15 protein-coding genes are annotated in these 18,641 nt (G+C 40.8%); 7 read left to right on the top strand and 8 right to left on the bottom strand.

The window, feature by feature from the left end:
- Positions 1-415: 415 nt before the first annotated feature.
- The 8 genes from GSQ84_RS26485 to GSQ84_RS26450 all read right to left on the bottom strand — a co-directional run bounded on the left by GSQ84_RS26485 (position 416) and on the right by GSQ84_RS26450 (position 13,686).
- Complete coding sequence (locus GSQ84_RS26485; protein WP_158800370.1) at positions 416-1,438, bottom strand: LLM class flavin-dependent oxidoreductase; 1,023 nt, start codon at positions 1,436-1,438, stop codon at positions 416-418.
- 169 nt (positions 1,439-1,607) lie between these two features.
- Positions 1,608-2,720: a TlpA disulfide reductase family protein gene (locus GSQ84_RS26480; RefSeq protein WP_158800369.1), complete on the bottom strand. Its 1,113-nt coding sequence runs from the start codon at positions 2,718-2,720 to the stop codon at positions 1,608-1,610.
- Between the two features lie 16 nt (positions 2,721-2,736).
- Positions 2,737-4,134: a RagB/SusD family nutrient uptake outer membrane protein gene (locus GSQ84_RS26475; protein WP_158800368.1), complete on the bottom strand. Its 1,398-nt coding sequence runs from the start codon at positions 4,132-4,134 to the stop codon at positions 2,737-2,739.
- A 10-nt stretch (positions 4,135-4,144) separates the two neighbouring features.
- On the bottom strand, positions 4,145-7,417 hold the full coding sequence (locus GSQ84_RS26470; protein ID WP_158800367.1) for a SusC/RagA family TonB-linked outer membrane protein: 3,273 nt from the start codon (positions 7,415-7,417) through the stop codon (positions 4,145-4,147).
- Between the two features lie 295 nt (positions 7,418-7,712).
- On the bottom strand, positions 7,713-8,828 hold the full coding sequence (locus tag GSQ84_RS26465) for a FecR family protein (protein WP_158800366.1): 1,116 nt from the start codon (positions 8,826-8,828) through the stop codon (positions 7,713-7,715).
- 109 nt (positions 8,829-8,937) lie between these two features.
- The gene (locus GSQ84_RS26460) at positions 8,938-9,516 is read right to left on the bottom strand and encodes an RNA polymerase sigma factor (protein WP_158800365.1); all 579 of its coding nucleotides are present in this window, start codon (positions 9,514-9,516) and stop codon (positions 8,938-8,940) included.
- A 122-nt stretch (positions 9,517-9,638) separates the two neighbouring features.
- Positions 9,639-11,237 carry a DUF4157 domain-containing protein gene (locus tag GSQ84_RS26455; RefSeq protein WP_158800364.1) on the bottom strand — a complete coding sequence of 533 codons (1,599 nt, stop codon included), beginning with the start codon at positions 11,235-11,237 and terminating at the stop codon, positions 9,639-9,641.
- 79 nt (positions 11,238-11,316) lie between these two features.
- Positions 11,317-13,686, bottom strand: a complete 2,370-nt coding sequence (locus GSQ84_RS26450; protein ID WP_158800363.1) for a glycoside hydrolase family 18 protein — start codon at positions 13,684-13,686, stop codon at positions 11,317-11,319.
- Positions 13,687-13,869: 183 nt separating this feature from the next.
- On the opposite strand from GSQ84_RS26450, the gene GSQ84_RS26445 reads away from it, so the two are divergent.
- From GSQ84_RS26445 to GSQ84_RS26420, 7 genes are read left to right on the top strand one after another with little or no spacing between them, the layout of a single operon-like run.
- Complete coding sequence (locus tag GSQ84_RS26445; RefSeq protein WP_158800362.1) at positions 13,870-14,439, top strand: DUF4255 domain-containing protein; 570 nt, start codon at positions 13,870-13,872, stop codon at positions 14,437-14,439.
- Positions 14,436-15,284, top strand: coding sequence for a hypothetical protein (locus GSQ84_RS26440; protein ID WP_158800361.1), 849 nt, complete (start codon positions 14,436-14,438; stop codon positions 15,282-15,284). The genes GSQ84_RS26445 and GSQ84_RS26440 overlap by 4 nt, the downstream gene beginning before the upstream one ends.
- Positions 15,285-15,328: 44 nt before the next feature.
- The gene (locus GSQ84_RS26435; RefSeq protein ID WP_158800360.1) at positions 15,329-16,831 is read left to right on the top strand and encodes a phage tail sheath C-terminal domain-containing protein; all 1,503 of its coding nucleotides are present in this window, start codon (positions 15,329-15,331) and stop codon (positions 16,829-16,831) included.
- Between the two features lie 35 nt (positions 16,832-16,866).
- A complete protein-coding gene (locus tag GSQ84_RS26430) occupies positions 16,867-17,322 on the top strand; it encodes a phage tail protein (RefSeq protein ID WP_158800359.1) in 456 nt (151 codons plus the stop codon).
- Between the two features lie 26 nt (positions 17,323-17,348).
- Positions 17,349-17,792 (top strand): phage tail protein, encoded by a 444-nt coding sequence (locus GSQ84_RS26425; RefSeq protein ID WP_158800358.1) that lies wholly within the window; start codon positions 17,349-17,351, stop codon positions 17,790-17,792.
- A 17-nt stretch (positions 17,793-17,809) separates the two neighbouring features.
- Positions 17,810-17,974 carry a DUF5908 family protein gene (locus GSQ84_RS28520; RefSeq protein WP_371416435.1) on the top strand — a complete coding sequence of 55 codons (165 nt, stop codon included), beginning with the start codon at positions 17,810-17,812 and terminating at the stop codon, positions 17,972-17,974.
- Between the two features lies 1 nt (position 17,975).
- Positions 17,976-18,641, top strand: a complete 666-nt coding sequence (locus GSQ84_RS26420; protein WP_158800357.1) for a peptidoglycan-binding protein — start codon at positions 17,976-17,978, stop codon at positions 18,639-18,641.

Genomic DNA, 18,641 nt, shown 5'->3' with positions numbered 1-18,641 from the left:
GTTATGTAAAAAACACAAGCATAAATGGCCAATAAGGCCACTTCTTGAAAAGAGTTTACATAATCTTTTAGCTTACATAAACAGAACAGGGTGTCGCAATGCTGTCAGGTATTTTAAACAGCGATAGGGCGATAGCTGTGAATATTCAAATTATGCGCGTTTTCACTCGTATACGGCAAATGTTAGTTGAAAATACAGATTTAAGGTTAGATATTGAAAAAATAAAAGACAAACTAAATAATCAAGATAAGAACATGGAAATTGTGTTTAGTTATCTTGACGAATTAATAGAAAAACAAGAAAACCCAAATCCGCCAAGAACCAGAATAGGTTTTAAACCCGACATTTTATAAACAGCAAAACTTGATGTCACATTTTGTGACATCAAGTTTTGCTGTTTTAATTTCTAGTCATGTTATCCCATTTTTTTAAGCAACGGAATTACTTTTGTGCCAATAAGTTCTATTGACTGCAACAATTGCTGGTGGCTTAGCCCGGCATTATCCATTTGGAAAGTGAACCTGTCAATGCCACCTAAAACCTCGCTGTGCCTTAGTAGTTTTTCAGCTACCTGTTCTGGCCCGCCAACAACCAATACACCTCGCGGGCCCATCTGCTGATCAAATTTTGATCGTGTTACTGGTGGCCATCCGCGCTCCTTGCCCATTTTAGTCCACAGTTCTGCATATCCTGGATAGTACTCCGTAATAGCCTGATCGGTACTGGAAGCAACATAACCTGGTGAATGCAGGCCAACTTTTAGTTGTTCTGCACTGAACCCGGCTTTGCGTCCCGCTTCACGGTAAAGATCAACCAAAGGACGGAAACGTTCCGTTTCGCCGCCTATAATCGCAACCATCAATGGCAGTCCCAGTGATCCCGCCCTTACAAATGATTCAGGTGTTCCGCCTACGCCAAGCCAAACGGGCAATTTCTCTTGTAATGATCTAGGATAGACTGGCTGATGCTGTAATGCGGGCCTAAATTTGCCCGACCAGGTAACAAATTCCTGATCACGGATACGGAGCAGCAAATCCAGTTTCTCTTTGAATAAGGCGTCGTAATCGTTTAAATCAAATCCAAACAGCGGATAGGATTCTATGGCAGATCCCCGGCCAACCACCAGTTCTGCCCGACCTTTGGAAATCAAGTCTAACGTTGCAAAATTCTGGTACACCCGCACCGGATCGGACGTACTTAAAACCGTCACGGCGCTCGTTAGCCGTATACGTTTTGTTTTGGCAGCTGCAGCAGCTAAAATCACTGCAGGTGCAGAGTCTAAAAATTCTTTTTTATGATGTTCACCAATTCCGTAAACATCCAGCCCGGCTTCATCGGCCAATGAGATCCTTTCCAATAACTGCTCCATTGCATCTACACCGCTAAGTGCATTGCTGCCATACATTGCCGATGCGAAACTATCTATTCCTATTTCCATGATATCTTATTAAAACATGTTGCTATAACCAAAGCTACTTTATAAATAAGATAGAAGGAATATCATATGATAACAAATGTCAAATCAACCTCTATGGTTAAATAAGGGTTATAATATAAAAACCCTGCCAATCATACGATTAACAGGGTTTTTTAAGCCAGCTACTGAATTACAACAATTCTTTCAGCTTCTCTAAAAGCTCTTCACCGCGCAGGTTTTTCGCCACAATTACTCCTTTAGAATCAACTAAAATATTTTGCGGAATGGCTTTAACATCGTAAAGCTCTGCCGCAGGCTCTTTCCAGCCAAGTAAACTAGACACATGGTTCCAGGGCATACCATCTTTGGCAATCGCCTCTTTCCAGTTTTCAGGGTTAGTATCTAATGATACACTTAATATATTTAAGCCTTTATCGTGATACATGGTGTAAGCATTAACCACATTAGGGTTTTCTTTACGGCATGGACCGCACCAGCTAGCCCAGAAATCTATAAGGGTATACTTGCCCTGAACTTCTACTTCTTTCAGCGACAGCTTTTTCCCATCTGGGGTTACCGACTCAAAACTCTTGGCAACAGATCCAATCTCCGTTACTTTAGCTTCTAATATCTTTTCATGAAAGGCCTTACCCAGCGCAGAATTCTTTAAGTTATCAGACAGCTTTTCAAATTTTGGCATAATCAGACTGTAATCGATTACCGCGCCGGCAATCTTCTGTAAATAATCCAATGAAACATAGGATTGAGGATTTTTCGCAATAAAATCAAATATCGCATTATTCATTTCTATACCCTTTTTCTGTGCCTGCCCTGCTAGCTCTTTAGCTTCCGGGGTTTTACGCTGATCTACCGGAAGAGCGAGAAATTTAAGTGTATAGGACAATTTTTCTTTTGCTATTGGCTCCAGAGTAGCTCGTAAACGTGCATAGTCTATGGCCAATTGATTACCACTTACGGTGGCATACTTCATTGAATCTGTAGCAGAAATATTTATTTCTCCGGGCGACAGATAAAAATCACCATAATTTGGCGGTTGTTTTTTACCTAATCTAATGTAAGCCTCATCAGGAGCAGATAATTTCCCGGTAATGGTAAATTTACCATCTTTAACAACAGTACTATCCTGAACCAGTACTTTGCCATTACGGTATACTGCATGAATCATCTCACCATTATGGGTGGTATTAACTTTGCCATGTACTATAAAGGTGTCACTTTGGGCCAGGGCATAACCCGGCACTGCCAGGCAAATAATGCCGGCCATTAAACTTCTAATTTTCATGTTTTTCTAATTTTAATTAATTATAACCTGGATTTTGAATCAAATAAGAGTCGGTTAATATATCAGCTGCCGGAATGGGCAACAACTGGTCGGTTGATGTCCAGCCTGGTTTTGTTCCCAGAACGGTATTGGCCTGGTTGGTTCGTTTAAGGTCATACCATCTGTTCCCGAACTCCTCAAACAGTTCAACATAACGTTCATGGGCAATTAGTGCCAGCAAGTCTGCCTGTGCCGTTCCTGGATTTGTTGGTGCAAAAGGAACAATCGCCCGGGCACGGACCACATCAAGATCTGCAATAGCACCGGCAGTATTTCCTTGTTTGGCCCTCGCTTCCGCCCGGATGAGGTATTGCTCAGACAGCCTGAGCATTACCACGGCTTCTGTAAATGAAGAGCCGGTACCGCTTGATAATTTATATTTATATGGTGAATAGTAATTTGTTGAAACTCCTGCTACTTTAACTGAAGTAGTTTTAACCCAGCTTGTCTTCCTTTGGTCGCCCGCTTCAAAAGCATTGTATAAATTACTGGTAAGCTGATAAGAGGGAGTAGCAGAATTCAGCATATAACCGTCCCATGTATAAAGATTGGTGGCTATGTTTTGTAATTGTAGAATAACCTCGTTGCTGTTCGTTAAAAACACATTATTTAACGTGGTTACCAGGCTATATAAACCGGCACTATCAATAACAGCTGATGCCTGGGTTTCAGCATTTTTATAATCGTTCTGGTACAAGTAATACTTTGCCAGCATGGCAGCAGCAGCATATTTATTAGCACGATAACGTGGAGTACTTACATATGCAGCAGGAAGGTTACTTTTTGCATAACTAAGATCCTGCTGTATTAAACTATACACTTGGGCAGCCGGGCTTCGGCTCAGCTTGGAATTGACCTGATAATCTGTAGAAGTAGTTAAGGGCACATCACCAAAAGTATTCACCAGGTAAAAATAATTGAATCCCCTTAAAAACTTAGCTTCGGCTATTAACTGGACTTTTCGCGCATCGCTAATTCCACTAGAGGCCTGGATCCCGTTAATTACCGCATTTGCCTGGTAAATAGTAGCATATAGATATGACCATATATAGCCGTCATTACTATCATTAGCAGGAATGGCATTAATAAAGAAAGAATTATAGGATGATGTAGTAGCAGTATTTACCAATTCATCTGCACTAAGGCCCAGACCAATCTGGATTGTTCCGCCAAATGCAGAGGTGTTGCTAGGATCCATAGTGGTATATACTCCGCGTAGCGCAGACTCCGCTTGAGCGTCACTGGAAAACACGGCATCACCGGAAATCTGGGCGATTGGATCAGGGGCTTGCACAAATTTTTTACACGCTGACGTAAACATACAGAGCAGCAGCATAGATAGATATATTTTCGGGTATTGAGTATGAAATTTCATAATTTTTCCATTAAAGTGTTAACTGTAATCCTGCGATGATAGTCCTTAAAGGAGCTTCTCTTGTATAACTTTGTACTTCAGGGTCCCCGCTTTTGTAGGGCGAAATAACAAATAGGTTTTGTCCCTGCAGGTATATCCTGCAAGAAGTTACATGAACGGCATTTAACCAATTGGAAGGTAAATCGTAAGAAAAGAAAGCATTTTTAAGCCGGATATAGGACACATCTGTATAAAAAGCATTAGAAAATGCTGCCGGATAAAATCCTGAGGTGCCCGTAATAGATCCCAGCTGCGTAGTATATTTCTGCACGTTAGTATTCTGCCCTGGTGTTGTCCAGGCTGAAAGTACCGGAACAGGTTCATTATATAATCCCCCTGGTGGATTGTATAAATTGGATATACGCCAATCAGTGCCCATCTGTTTATCATACTGAAGAAAAAAGCTAAATGTAAATTTGTGGTAGCTGAAGGTATTGTTAAGGCCTCCATAAAACTTAGGATCAAGATTAAAAGATGCTGCATAATCTTTAGAATTGACCACCCCGTCGCCATTTACATCTTTAACAGTATACAGACCAGTAGTGGGATCTACACCTACATACTGAGCAGCATTTTTCCTTGTGAGGGATTGGCCGATAGCGTATGAATTCGCATAACTGGAAGTGGCCAGGTTAGGATACGCCAGCAATACATTTTTTGGGGTAGTGATGTTAAAATCTGTAGTCCACTTAAATGAACCATTTGCAATATTCCTGGTAGTTAAGGTGATCTCCAGACCTTTATTCTGTATCCTTACACCATCTTCATTTTCTACAATACTGGTAAAACCCGTTATAGATGATAAAGGATAAGATACTAATGGATCTGAAGTAATATTTGAATAGGCTGAGGCCGAAAACATAATGCGGTCTTTAAGGAAACCCAGTTCAACAGCAATTTCCGATTTGGAATCGCGCTCCCAATGTAAATTTGGGTTATACAGTTTTGACGCTACCAGGGTAGCACCGCTCGCATAGTTGGGATTAGATACCCAGGCATCGAGATAGGTATAGTCACCGATCTGATCATTTCCCGTCACACCATAACTTCCTCTTAATTTACCAAAACTTAATATATTGTTATCCTTAAGCCAGCTTTCATTGGTAAATACCCAGGCTCCTCCCACGGCACCAAAATTAGCGAACCTGGCATTCGGGCCAAACCTGCTTGATCCATCTCTTCTTCCGGTAAAATTGACCACATACTTATCCTCCCAGTTGTAATTTACCCTGCCAAAAACAGCTTCGTATTTGTAATCTATATAACTATTGCTGGCGGTGATAGATGAGGTAGTACCACTTTGCAGGTTGTTGATTAACGCATCACTGGTATAACCGCTTGCGGAGGCCTGTAAGGCCGTGTTATTTCGTTGACTTAATGTCCCTCCCACCAATATATCTAATTTGCCTTTGCTGATATGATGAGTGTACTCCACCTGGGGTTCAATAATCCAATTATTCAGCTGATTGGTCCCATATTTGGTATAAGCACTACCATTAAGGTTAGTCATCAACGGGTTAAGGGAAGAGATTGGGGTGATATCTTTCTCATTATTGTTGGAAGCGTTATAGCCGAAGCTACTTCTAACGGTCAGGTTCTTTAATATACTATAACTTAACAGCATGTTGCCATTTAAACTGGCCATGCTTGAATTATAGGTCTGATTAAGGGCAGCCAAAGGATTATTTTTTGCTTCATACACATTACCCTCATTCCAGGCCAGGCTCCCATCTGCATTATAAAACTTAAAATTAGGAGGTAGCGAAATGGCCTGGCCGAGGTCAATCTGTAACAGATCACTGGTAAGCATCGAATACATGCCAGAGAAGTCCATGGTAAACTTCTGATCATCTGAAATGCTGTGAATATTAAAACTTAAGGAGGCGCGCTGGCTGGACTCACTTCCGGGCCAAACCGTTCCTTCTTTGTGAAAATTACCCCCTAAACGATATTGTACATTTTTATTTCCTCCGGAAAAGGTAAGCCCGGCATCATAAGTATGTGCAGTATTACCTTCCAGTAATTTAGGGATATTAGTGTAGCGGGTAGTATCCCATAACATTAAATCGTAAGCATTGGAAGTAGTTTTAGTAATTTTATCATTGGTAAAAGCCTGATTTCTCATCGCCACGTACTGCTGTGTATTCAGCATTTGAGGCAAGCTCGAAACCACACTAACGCCAGAGGTGACATTGGCATCTAGTTTGGTTTTACCGGCTTTACCTTTTTTAGTGGTGATCACAATAACACCATTTGCACCACGACTTCCGTATATAGCTGTCGCATCTGCATCTTTAAGTACATCTATAGAGGCAATATCCAATGGGTTAATTCCCGCAAGTGCACTAAGACCGGCATTTGGAACCGATCCAAAAGGGGCGCCTACAAGGTTCATTTTATTATTGCCAGCAGCCATAGGCACGCCGTCCAATATAATCAGCGGCTGATCAGAACTGATGTTTTTATCAAAGTTTGAACGCCCTCTTATTTCCACGTTCAGCGTCCCTCCGGGCACACCGGTTGTCTGGCTAACTACCATTCCGGGTACACGTCCTTCCAGGGCCTGCAAAGGGTTTTCCACCGGCTGTGTTTCCAGGTCTTTTGATGAAATACGTGTAGAGTTACCGGTAGACAATTCTTTGGTTTCATTATAGTAACCCTTCCCTACTACTACCTCGCTTAAATTGGTAGTGGAAAGCTTCATGACAATTACCGATTGGTTTTTAAAGTCGTTGGTTGCTATTTCTGTAGTCTGTAAACCTACACCCGAGAAAATAAGCACCGACTTATCGGCTACAGTGATACTAAAAAAGCCTTTCTCATCTGTGCTAGCGATGTTATTGGGATTACCTTTTTCTCTAACTGTGATACGGGGCAAAGGATGTCCACTCTCATCAGCTACTAAACCGTGAATCACACGATTGGTCAGCACACTTTTAAGCCTGTCAATAAAAGACACCTCTTTTTCCTTTATCAAAATGTTATTCCCTACAATTTCATAGGTCACCGGCTGGTTCAAAAAACATCTATCCAGCGCTTTTTGTATACTTACGTTGTTTACATCAATACTAATTGGTCCTGTTTTCACGTTTTGATCATACAAGATCGCATAACCTGATTGTTTCTTCAGGAGTAGAATTACCTTCTCAAAGGAGGCATTTTTCTCATGAAGGGTAACCTGGCTATATCCTTTGGCACTTACTTGTACCAGGGTTAAGAAAAGCAAAAGTGTAGTAAGCTTCATAACCAATAATATTTTTTTTAGGGGTATTGGCCCGCAATATTGCGCGCGCAATGTTGTAGTAACAAAATTCATTACATTTGTATGTCTGGGTTAATAATAGAATCGATTTTGCAAATGGTTTTTATTCCCTGCCACCAGGCAGGAAAATGGGTTAATCCAAACGTTTACCGTGGCTGTGCTGTCAACACAGTCACGTTTTTTTTCTTTCGCCCTTTTTGAGCCGCTAGCCCTTCTGTTGTAGAATTTTCTTCATCATGGTTGTTTGTTAGGTTAAATAAATTATTGGTTCTTGTGTTTATTCGTTGACAATGATTTTTCTGCCTTCAATTTTAAAATGCACTTTATAGAAACTGAGTAGTTCCAATAACTCTGAAGCCTTTAAATTCCTATGCATATCGCCGGTAAATAAGTGCTCGGGTATCTTTCCTTCATAACTGATATCAACGTCATACCAGCGCGAAAGCTGACGCATAATTGTTTGCAAGTCTGCATTTTTGAAAAGAAAAAAGCCATTTTTCCAGGCGATAGCCTCCTGGGTATTTACTGTTAGTACATTTATCCCATGTGTGCCCACCGATGATTGCTGACCTGGTTTTAGTATGGTATTGTTTGCACCATTCAGCACCTTTACACTTCCTTCTACTAAGGTTGTTTTAACAGTTTGTTCATCATCATAAGCATTAATATTAAAGTGAGTGCCCAGGTCTTCAGTTGTCTGGCTTCCCGATAATACTTTAAATGGTTGATTTTTATTGTAAACTACTTCAAAGTATGCCTCGCCGGTAATTTCTACCCTGCGTTCTGTGCCCCTAAATACTGCAGGATATTTTATAGATGAAGCAGCATTTAACCAAACCTGTGTACCGTCTGACAGGATCAGGTGATACTGACCTCCTCTGGGTGTAGTGATCGTATTAAGTGCTGATTCTTCAGGTAAACCGTTTTTCTCTTTCGAAGAGTGATAAACTAATTCACCGTCTGCAGTTTTGCTAATAATGGTACCGCCTTGTGTTGCAATATTGCCGTTACTTACATTCGTTAATACAATTTGTTTCCCATTGGCTAATGTGAGCACTGCCTTGTTACCACCGGGTGCCAGATCGTGAAGTTTATTTTGCGCAAACAACTCCTTGTCGGCCTGCTGATGATGAAATACATAAAATCCCAGGGATAACACTAAAACAACAGATGCTGCAGCGACAATACGTGGCCACAAAGAAATAGTTTTTGCCGGCTTTGGAAGTAAATGATAAACTTCCATAATGTCTTGCTCAATGTACTCCGGAGTCAACCTGTTAGCTGGTTCCTCATTGTATTTCAAGTACCAGCTCTCAAGTAATGCCACTTCATCTTCAGTGGCAATACCATCATTAAACTTTTGAAACACCAACTTTATTTGATCTTTTTCCATAAAATCAGGAATAATTTCCCCTTATTTACAGTAGAGACAGTCAAAAAGCACGTTGGGAGTAGACGGAATTAAAATAAATTTAACATTAATATAACTCTGGGCAGATAAATCAAAGTTTTATCAAAAAAATAAGGAAAGAAAACAATCCAAGTCTTGCACGTAGCACCCTAAGAGCATTATTAATTTGCTTTTTCACTGTTGATTCGGCAATACCCAACTTTTCTCCAATTTCTCTGTGACTTAAATTCAATTTTCTGCTCATCAAAAATATTTCCCTCATTTTTGGAGGAAGTGCATCAATTTCACTCTCAATTATTGCGGCAAGTTGCTTCTGCCTGATCAGATGATCAGTAATACTTTGGGTATGCTTAATGGTTTCCTGGATAGAAACCATATATTTTTCCTCGTTTTTCTTTTTTGCAAAGTGGTTTAAGATCCTATTGCGTATGGCGGTATATAAATACCCGGAAAAACTGGTGTTAAACTCTAAAACCAAACGGTTATTCCAGATAGACGTAAAAAGTTCCTGTAAAATATCTTTGGCTTCTTCCCGGTTTCTTAGTTTATTATAGGCATGAGAATATAAAACACCGCTATACCTATTGTATATTTCGGTATAAGCGATATAGTCATTATCCTTCAATAAATAAACTAATTCGATGTCTGTGAATTCGCTGTAACGTCCCAATTGCCCTATCTGTTACTAAAGGAACGAATATATAAAATAATAAATCCGTTATTTATAGCTATCACAATATTATTGTAAAATGTTTGTTTTCATTTTCAACGTGGTAACATCCATTAAGGTCACTATTTGTCCTCCTCTTTAGTTGTCTTTTTGTATGGATTTTCACCTACGTATAGATTCTCTTCAAAATCGGGATAAATATCTGGTAAAAATTCAAGGCTTGCGGCTTTGAAAGCTCCTGGCGCTATTTCCGCCATGACCTCGCCATAACCCTCAAAAGCAATTAGATTTTGCCTTGTAATTTCACCCTGTAAATTAGCAACTAATCTTAAAACCCTATTGTAAGTCTCACGTGCACTCGGATCTGTTTTTAGAGATTCTGGGTTATCAGCAACCTTCTTCAGGAAATGCAGGGCAAGCCACGCTGTTGAAAATGCCTGGAAGGTAATTTGAAATTGCTCCATGTTGCTGTCATCGGCATTTTCTGCATAATTCTTACAAAAGATCCGGTAAAAATGATGGAGCTTGGCTTCCACTAAGTGAAGATTTACAATGACTGGTTCCTGGGGGCTATGCTCTGCTTCGTTCAGGGCAGATCGATTTTTTCCAAGGGCTTCGGCAATGATGCTGGTCTTTGCTGCTTCACACCCGCCTGCAAGTAAAGCCTTTTTAAGCGTCTCGCGTTTTCCTTCATCAACTTCCTCGTTGTTATTATTTGGATTTAACTGGGCCCAGTCGTGGACAGCGGCAATTAGCGTATCTATGATCTCTCGTCTTCCGCCAGGAGTACGCAAGAGAGTATTTTCATCAATATGCAGAGAACCGTTTAAGCCCGATTGTCTGAATAATTTTGCAAACTGTTCTGCCGTTGTTATTTGCTCTTCCTGCTGCTCAAATAACTTAATCAGCTTCTTGTATGATTCAATTGTTGCCTCAATTTTTTCATCTTTGGTTTTTTTCTTTTTCGAAGGTTTATTTTCCATCTTTACTTTAGGTCCTAAAACCTCTTTTTCATCTTCATCATCAAAGCCCATGAAAAAGGGATCCTCATCTGCAATCCACTGTCCGGCATTCTCTTCATCTATTGGAACTACAATACGGTCCTCAAAATAAATAGGAGTGTCAACTATTTCGATCATATAGCCATTTTCCAGAACATCTAAAATTTCACCGATCATACCTTCATGAGGCCCTTCTGTAATTTTTGCTTTTTGCTTCGCCTTTAACCCTTTTACAAATTGCATCAGAAACGATTCCTCATGGTTGTTACCTGGCAAATTGGAATTTTCTCTAAAACCGGCTACGGCAGATGATGATGCCATCGCTCCCATCACATCTGCCTCCTGCTCCAGTCCTTTATCATCATTAACCGGCACCCCGCCCTTCATCTGTCTGGTAGCCTGCACGCGTCCCTGCTTTTGCTGTACTATATGCCAGGCTTCGTGTGGCAGGTGTTTTTTCTGTCCGGGGCCCACATGAATATCTGTTCCCTGTGCATAAGCAAGCGCCTGTAATTGTGCCGGTTTATCTGAATTGTAATGCACCTTTACATCATCCATACTTATACCCGACATATTTTCAACGCCCGATTTTAGCTGGTCGGGTAAGCCAGTATTATTTTGTTGCAATTGGCTCACAGCAGGCAAACTGATGCCATGATTTTGCTCGTCAGGCACCCTGGAAGAGGTTTCATTGCTTTTATCGGGGCTCTTATAATGCATAAAAATAAAGATTAATGGTAATAAATATATAAAAACAGATATCGCTTTTACGACAATTTAAAAGTGCAACGGTAAAAAATTATGGTAAATCATCCCTTTTAATTAAGGGCGTAATTAAATACCTGAAGATCAAAAAACCCAATAAGATGCTGATGAAAATAATCAGCAGCAGTGTGTTAAAAGGGATATTAATACATTTTGGATCTGTCACACAATCAAGACTATTCGAAGAAAGTGCCGAAACGCCAAATAGTGGTATCAAATCACTGGTAAAACAAAAGGTAAACCCGAAAAGGACAAAAAGGGAAATGATCACCACCAGCGTGCCTGCAACTACTTTTCTATAGGGCCAGTCGCCCCCGTAAAACCTGATCCCCCAGATATAAAATGCAATAAAGCAAAAGGCAAAAAATAAAAAAAGCAGGCTGGTATATTTCAAAACAGTATTCAGCTCCTGATTCATATAATTAAACACGTCGTTCACCCTAACATCATCCGATTTTACGCTATTGTTTCTCCGGGCTCTTTTAACTTTTGACTTTTGTATTTTGATCAGCGCATATATTTTCAAATCCTTGAGATATGTGCGGATCATTGCATTTCCACCAGTTGCCGTCGCCGAATTTTCAAAACAGGTGGCACATGGGTTTTGTAAAATAAAATTCCAGAGAATAGCGTGTCTTTTTAGTTTTTGAAGAAAAGACAATTCGGGTATACTTACATTAACAGGTTTTAGATAAGTGGTATCTACCTCTGTAAACTTATACACTAGCTCATCATTCAGCGCATTAAAAGGATCATCATAATTGATATAATATAACCCAACGCCGCCAACATTATTTTTCAATATATAATCGTACTTCTTTGACAGGGTCATCTCGTTATCAAACCAGATCCGGTAGCTGCGAAGATCGTGATAAACGGTATCGATGTACGCACTCTGGTTTTCCTCGCTATAATTCACCCTACTCTGGGTCATACGCTGGATCTCCGTAAAAGGCAGATATCCGGCAAAGTAATCCGCTGACGGCATAATGGGATCGGTATAACAGTTGGCACCCCTATATGGAAGAATAACGACTAATTTATCAGCAGTAATACCATGTGCCGAATACCAGGTAAAAGAAGCATCAATAGTCTCATGGCCTTTTCCAGTTAGCGGCGCTAAAGCAGCGCCGGCACGCGCGGTATTGGTTGCGAAATCTATAAAAAACCGGTCTGTATATTTATTCAGTTCTTCCAGCTCATAAGCCCCGTCAAAGTTTGTACGGGGCAGGGTAATTAATATTTTATAGGATGAGTCTGCTGCCTGCAAAGCCTGATGAATAAGACCTACAAACTCAGAGAAACGTGGTTTATCTTTTACGGATAAGTATTTAAAACTGATGTTCACGCCACTGGCCCTGCGTTTTTTCAGCAGCTCCACTACGGTGCCGATACATCTTTTTTGGGCGGGCAGATTATAGAGCAGGGCAGAATTTTTTGCTTTATTGGCAATCAATAACGTGAAATACACCTTCGTACCTTTCTTTTCTGCCTTGTCGATCACCGGAGAGGTATCCCAGTGGTTTAACTGATCAAAATTACCTGTAGTTTCATTTACCGGAATTGCGTAATAAATCAATGACGTTGCGGCGTTAAAAAAAGCGTCGGCACCAGCCGGATAGGCGGCATCAAAAAAGCCATACACTTCTGCCTTATTCTTTAATTTTAGCGTGTATTTTCTAACTACGCTGTCTGATACCTTAACTTCATAAATGGTTTTTGGGTCTGCGTTTTTAACACGGTTAATGATCCTTAATTTTTCATTCTTTTCTTTATTATACTTTTCCTCCCCAATTTTCTGGTCCATTAAAGGAATAAGCTGGTTAGTCAGTGCGGCGAGATCTACAGGAGAAGGGCTAACTGAACCGGCTGGCAAAACTTCGCTTTTAGCTATATCTTCTTCCTGCTGTTTTTTTACCACCATGGATAAAACAGCTTGTAAAGAATCCAGGTCCTGGTATTTCTTTTTCTTTAATTCTGCAACCATAAAACGTACGTTTTGCGCGGTAGCGGCAATGGAATCTTTTAAGCCCAATTTCTGTATCGCAGCAAGTACCTTTATATCCAGTTTTTTATTTGCATTCTTTTTTAATTTCAGGAATTTAAGCAGGGCCTGCCAGAGGTTATCTTTTTTAACTTTTGGAGGTGGATTGGTTGTTTGATCCCCTGTTTTTTTTTTAGGATCTTCCTGTTGATTTACAGTTAAGCCGGGATTTATAGTCGGGGGAAACTTTTTACTGATCTCGTTATTTGCACTTAACACATGATTTCCACTTAAAGTGTAGTCTGTAGGGTATCCCGTTGGCTGCCCTTTAAAAGATGGGCTTACCCTGTCCAGATAACTGCTTCGGACAAATAAAATCAACAACAAAAATAAGAGTATGTTTAGGCCTAAGCTCTTCATAGGTAAATTTTACGGGGCATCATACCAGTCTTTAATTACAATGCTAATTTGACCTTATTACACAGCATAAAATCAGGTAGAATTACCTGATTTTTAATACAGGTATTTCTACCATGACCAGCCACAGTTATATTGGATAGTTTTGATCAGCAATGAAATTGTTGTCCCGAATTAATTTTTGATATGATCTACGAATGTTTGACCTGCCTGGCAGAAGAGATGAATATTTTTTTCAGAAGCAGACTTAAAATAAATGAAGACAAGGTGATGGTGTCTGCGATTGTAAACCAGGATGGCAGCATTGCCATACAGGGTGAAAACAAGATTTTAATTACGCTGATCAATATCGTTCGTGATGTAAATATGAAAAGGGAAACACCCACTGGGGCCGCCATCACCGGAAATGCTGGACGTCCAATCTGCATTCAATTATACCTGATGGTGTCCTGTTATTTTTCTGCCAGTAATTATGGTGAAGCCCTGCGGTTCCTGTCTTTTGTGATTGGCTTTCTGCAGGAAAAAAATGTATTCGACCATACCAATACCCCGCGACTTGACGATTCGATTGATAAACTGGTTTTTGAGCTGGAATCTTTTGAGCCCGAAAGGCTCAGCAATATATGGTCTACACTAGGTGCAAAGTATATGCCTTCTGTTTTTTATAAAGTACGGATGATCATTTACGATTCCAATAAAGTACAGGAATACCGGCCAGTAGTTTCAGGCATAACAGCAGATAATCTACTTAAATGATGACACAGCAATACCATATCGCCTTTAGTATTTTTTTTAAACATCAGTTTTTTTCAGATGGCGACCTGAAGTCGTTCGTGGTTACGCCAACGGCCAAAACAGCACTAAAATTAAGAAACATGGGCGCTATGATAAAAACGTTTCAACAGGGGTTTCATGTGTTGTACGACACACTGGCGCATGGAAACAACAGGTCGAGATCAGGATTTTTTGAAAATGGAGAGGTTTTAAAGTTTATAGTGATGAACAATGATACTAACTTTTTCAATTACACAGCTGATTGCAGCTCAGACATCTCCGGGAATTACTTTTTCTTCAGTAACAGTAAAAGTGATAGCAGTCCTTCAGCCGATGTGAAAGAAAGCTTACAGATTGGAGCTTTTGTCGGTAAGGGAGATCTGAGACCTGTAGACACCAAAGATCCTGATCTTTTTGTAAAACCATTCGGGATGATTGCCATCAAACTGCACAAAAACCTGGAAGAAACTTTTGTCATCTCTTTTGCCAGCGCCGCTACGTACTGGTGTTATGTAATCACCACCGCTTATTTGCAGGAGCTGGCCCATCCCGCAATTGTGCGTAAAGAAACAAAAGAAGTATTTAAAGGCCCAATACCGATACAACTAACTGCCAATACAACAGCATCGGCTTTTTTTTCTACAGCGGCCGTATTGCAAAAGGAACGACCGGCAGGTACTTGTCAGCTGGTAGAGGATTATAACACCGATAACCAAAGTTATAAAGTCGTGCTACCTGCGCTCCCGGGTCCGGATAGGCGCCATCTGTCATCACTTAAAACTACCGAAGAGTATAAGGAAAAGGATGTATCCTATATCTTCATTTAACACCGCTCCTATTCAATTATGAACCACTAAATAAATCAAGAATTATGGCAACAACATTAATGACCCCCGGCGTATACATAGAGGAAAAAAACGCTTTCCCAGGATCCGCCGTCGCCGTTGAAACTGCAGTACCGGTTTTTATTGGCTACACAGAAAAAGCAGAACTCAACGGAAAACCGCTGCTGCACAAACCTACACGCGTAACCTCGCTGGCAGTGTTCGTAGAATATTTTGGCGCAGGTTTTAAATCACAGTTCACCCTTGCCGATGCAGCAACTGCACCAGGAAAAGAAACTTTTATGGTGGGCGACAAAGAGATGGTAGTAGAGATCAATCCCGATCATACAGCGCTGCTTTACAATGCGATCCGCCTTTTCTATTACAACGGCGGCAGCGCCTGTTACATACTTTCTGTAGGAACGTATGGCGATAAACCCGAGGGCTTTGAAATTGCTTTTGATGATTTTCTTGGCAGTGACACCAAACCTAACGTTTTCACTATCCTGGAAAAAGAATATGAGCCAACTTTAATTGTACTGCCAGATATAATTGCAAAAGGTGCTGAAGCCTATTCCATCTATCAGCAGGTACTCTTGCATTGCAGTAAAATGCAAAGCCGCTTTGGCCTGTTTGATGTTTTTCATGCACCGGGCAGGACCATCGAAGAAGAGATTACGGAATTTCGCGACCTGATCGGGATCAATGCCCTGAATTATGGTGCGGCCTATTATCCATACCTGAAAACATCGGTGGTGATGGCCAACGAATTAGATTATGAAAACCTGGATCCGACCGTAGAACTGGAAACCATTTTACCAGAACCACTTGCACAGGAAATAGTGAAAAGATTTAAACTGCTGACACCAGCAGAAATCACCCTTACGTCTAAAAAGAATTACCACCAATCCTTAAAAGCAGCCAGCTTAACCTATAACAGTATTCTGGAAGAACTCCGGGCAAAACTGAATGAGCTGCCGCCAAGTGCGGCGATTGCAGGTATTTATACTTTTATTGATACCACCAGGGGCGTATGGAAATCGCCAGCTAACGTATCTGTAAGTATGGTGAACCAGCCTTCTATCAACGTATCACATGAGGAACAGCAGCAACTAAACGTAGATGTGATCTCCGGAAAATCAGTCAATGTAATCAGGCCTTTCCCTGGCATAGGTACGCTGGTTTGGGGTGCCCGTACGTTAGATGGAAACAGTCAGGATTGGAGATATATCAACGTTAGGCGCACACTGATCATGATAGAGCAATCTTTGAAGCTGGCCACCAGGGCTTATGTATTTGAAGCCAATGACGGCGGTACCTGGGTAACCATCAGCAGTATGATCAATAACTTTCTCTATAATCTGTGGAAACAGGGGGCATTGGCAGGTGCGGCACCAGAACAAGCCTATAACGTACAGATCGGCTTAGGCTCTACCATGACGCCTAATGATATACTGGATGGAATTATGCGTATCACCGTGATGCTGGCCATTGTACGCCCTGCAGAGTTCATTGTCCTTACCTTCCAGCAGCAACAACAACAATCTTAAAATATTTTAACAATTAAAATCTAAAAACTTGTTTTATGGCAGATAATGGAGCGGCACAAGCAGCCACAACGTGGCCCTTGGTCAAATTTCAATTCTCAGTAAAGATAGGCAGCGACGAATTTCTGTTTCAGGAAGTTTCCGGTCTATCTTCAGAGACCCAGGTAATTGAATACAGAGTTGGCAACAGCGCTGTATATTCCACGGTAAAAATGCCGGGCATCAAAAAATTCGGGAACGTAACCCTTAAAAAAGGGATGTTTAAAGGCGATAGTAAACTTTGGGAAATGTACAACAAAATAAAGATGAACACCTTTGAACGCCAAACGGTGGTGATCAGTTTGCTGGATGAAGCCAATGGTGTGGCCATGACCTGGAACCTGATCAATGCGTTCCCTGTAAAAATGTCTATCGTAGATCTGAAGGCCGATGCAAATGAAGCGGCAGTAGAGACGATGGAACTGGCGCACGAAGGGTTTAACCTGGCTTCATAAGTTATTCACCATAAAAATGAATTGATATGGCCTATCCTTATGAAATTCCTGTAGCTTTTAGCTTTGAAGTGAGAATACCCGGCATGAGCAACGAAGGAGAGTGTAATTTTCAGGAAATCGGCGGCTTAAAAGTCGACCTTGGGATAGAAAAAATTGCTGAGGGTGGTGTAAATGATTTTGAGCATAAGTTCCCTAAAAGGGCGGAGTATAGTAACCTTACCCTAAAAAGAGGAATCTTAAGGGGGTCAGACCTGATTACCTGGGTAAATGACGCTGTCCGCAATTTTAACTTTACAAAAAAGACAATTTATATCAGCCTCATTGATGAGCAGCGGGCACCTACCGTAAGGTGGAGGGTAGTTAATGCTTTTCCTGTAGGCCTTGACATTGCCGGGTTTAAAGCGCAGGAAAATGCACTGGCTATTGAAACACTAACCATTGCTTACGATTACTTTGTGAGAACAGGATAATAAAATACTATTTAGCTATGCCACTGGAAATACGCGAACTTATCATCAAAGTCAATATAGAGGAGAACAATCAACCGCAAGATTCGGATATAGAAACCCGGCTCGAAAAACTGAAAAGCGAAGTGGTCAGAGATTGTATGAAAAAGATTTTCCGTAATTTAGAAAAACCAATTACGCGGTAATATGCCACTTGAAAAACTCCAGATTCAATCTTTTTCAGATCAGGCCTGCACAAAAAGTACGTCTGCGCCCATTAGTGCATTTATCAATCCGGATAACTATACACGCACCTCTAAAGTGATGTACAGAGATGAAGAGGTGATCGGTAATGCGAAACAGACTAAAGTTTATGCCGGAATGGGAAATGATAGTTTAGCCTTTAGTAAAGTTGTTGTAGATGGCACCGGACTCGTTTCATTGGGAAGTTATACCGATGCAGATGCCTATATCTTAGCATTTAGAAACATCGTCTGCAATTTTAACGGTAGTATACATCAGACAAACTTTTTAATGGTTACCTGGGGAAAATTGAAGTTTACAGGTGTTTGTGACTCGTTTAAAGTCAATTATACTTTGTTTAAACCCGATGGCAGTACGCTAAGGGCTTTTATAGATTTTAATATTGCCACTTCGGTAGATCCGGTAACGAAAAGTAAAGAGGCCAAGATGACCTCCCCGGATCTGACCCATATGCGCACGGTAATGGCGGGAGACACGCTGCCTTTAATGACCTACAGAATTTACGGGGACAGCTCCTATTACCTGGAGGTTGCCCGTGTAAATGGTTTGAAGAATATCAATGCCCTAAAACCCGGAGATGAAATCTACTTTCCACCTTTAAAAAAATAA

This window comes from Pedobacter sp. L105, assembly GCF_009765875.1.
Taxonomy (GTDB): domain Bacteria; phylum Bacteroidota; class Bacteroidia; order Sphingobacteriales; family Sphingobacteriaceae; genus Pedobacter.
The sequence above is the reverse complement of the archived record's forward strand: the minus strand, read 5'-3'. Positions and strand labels throughout refer to the sequence as shown.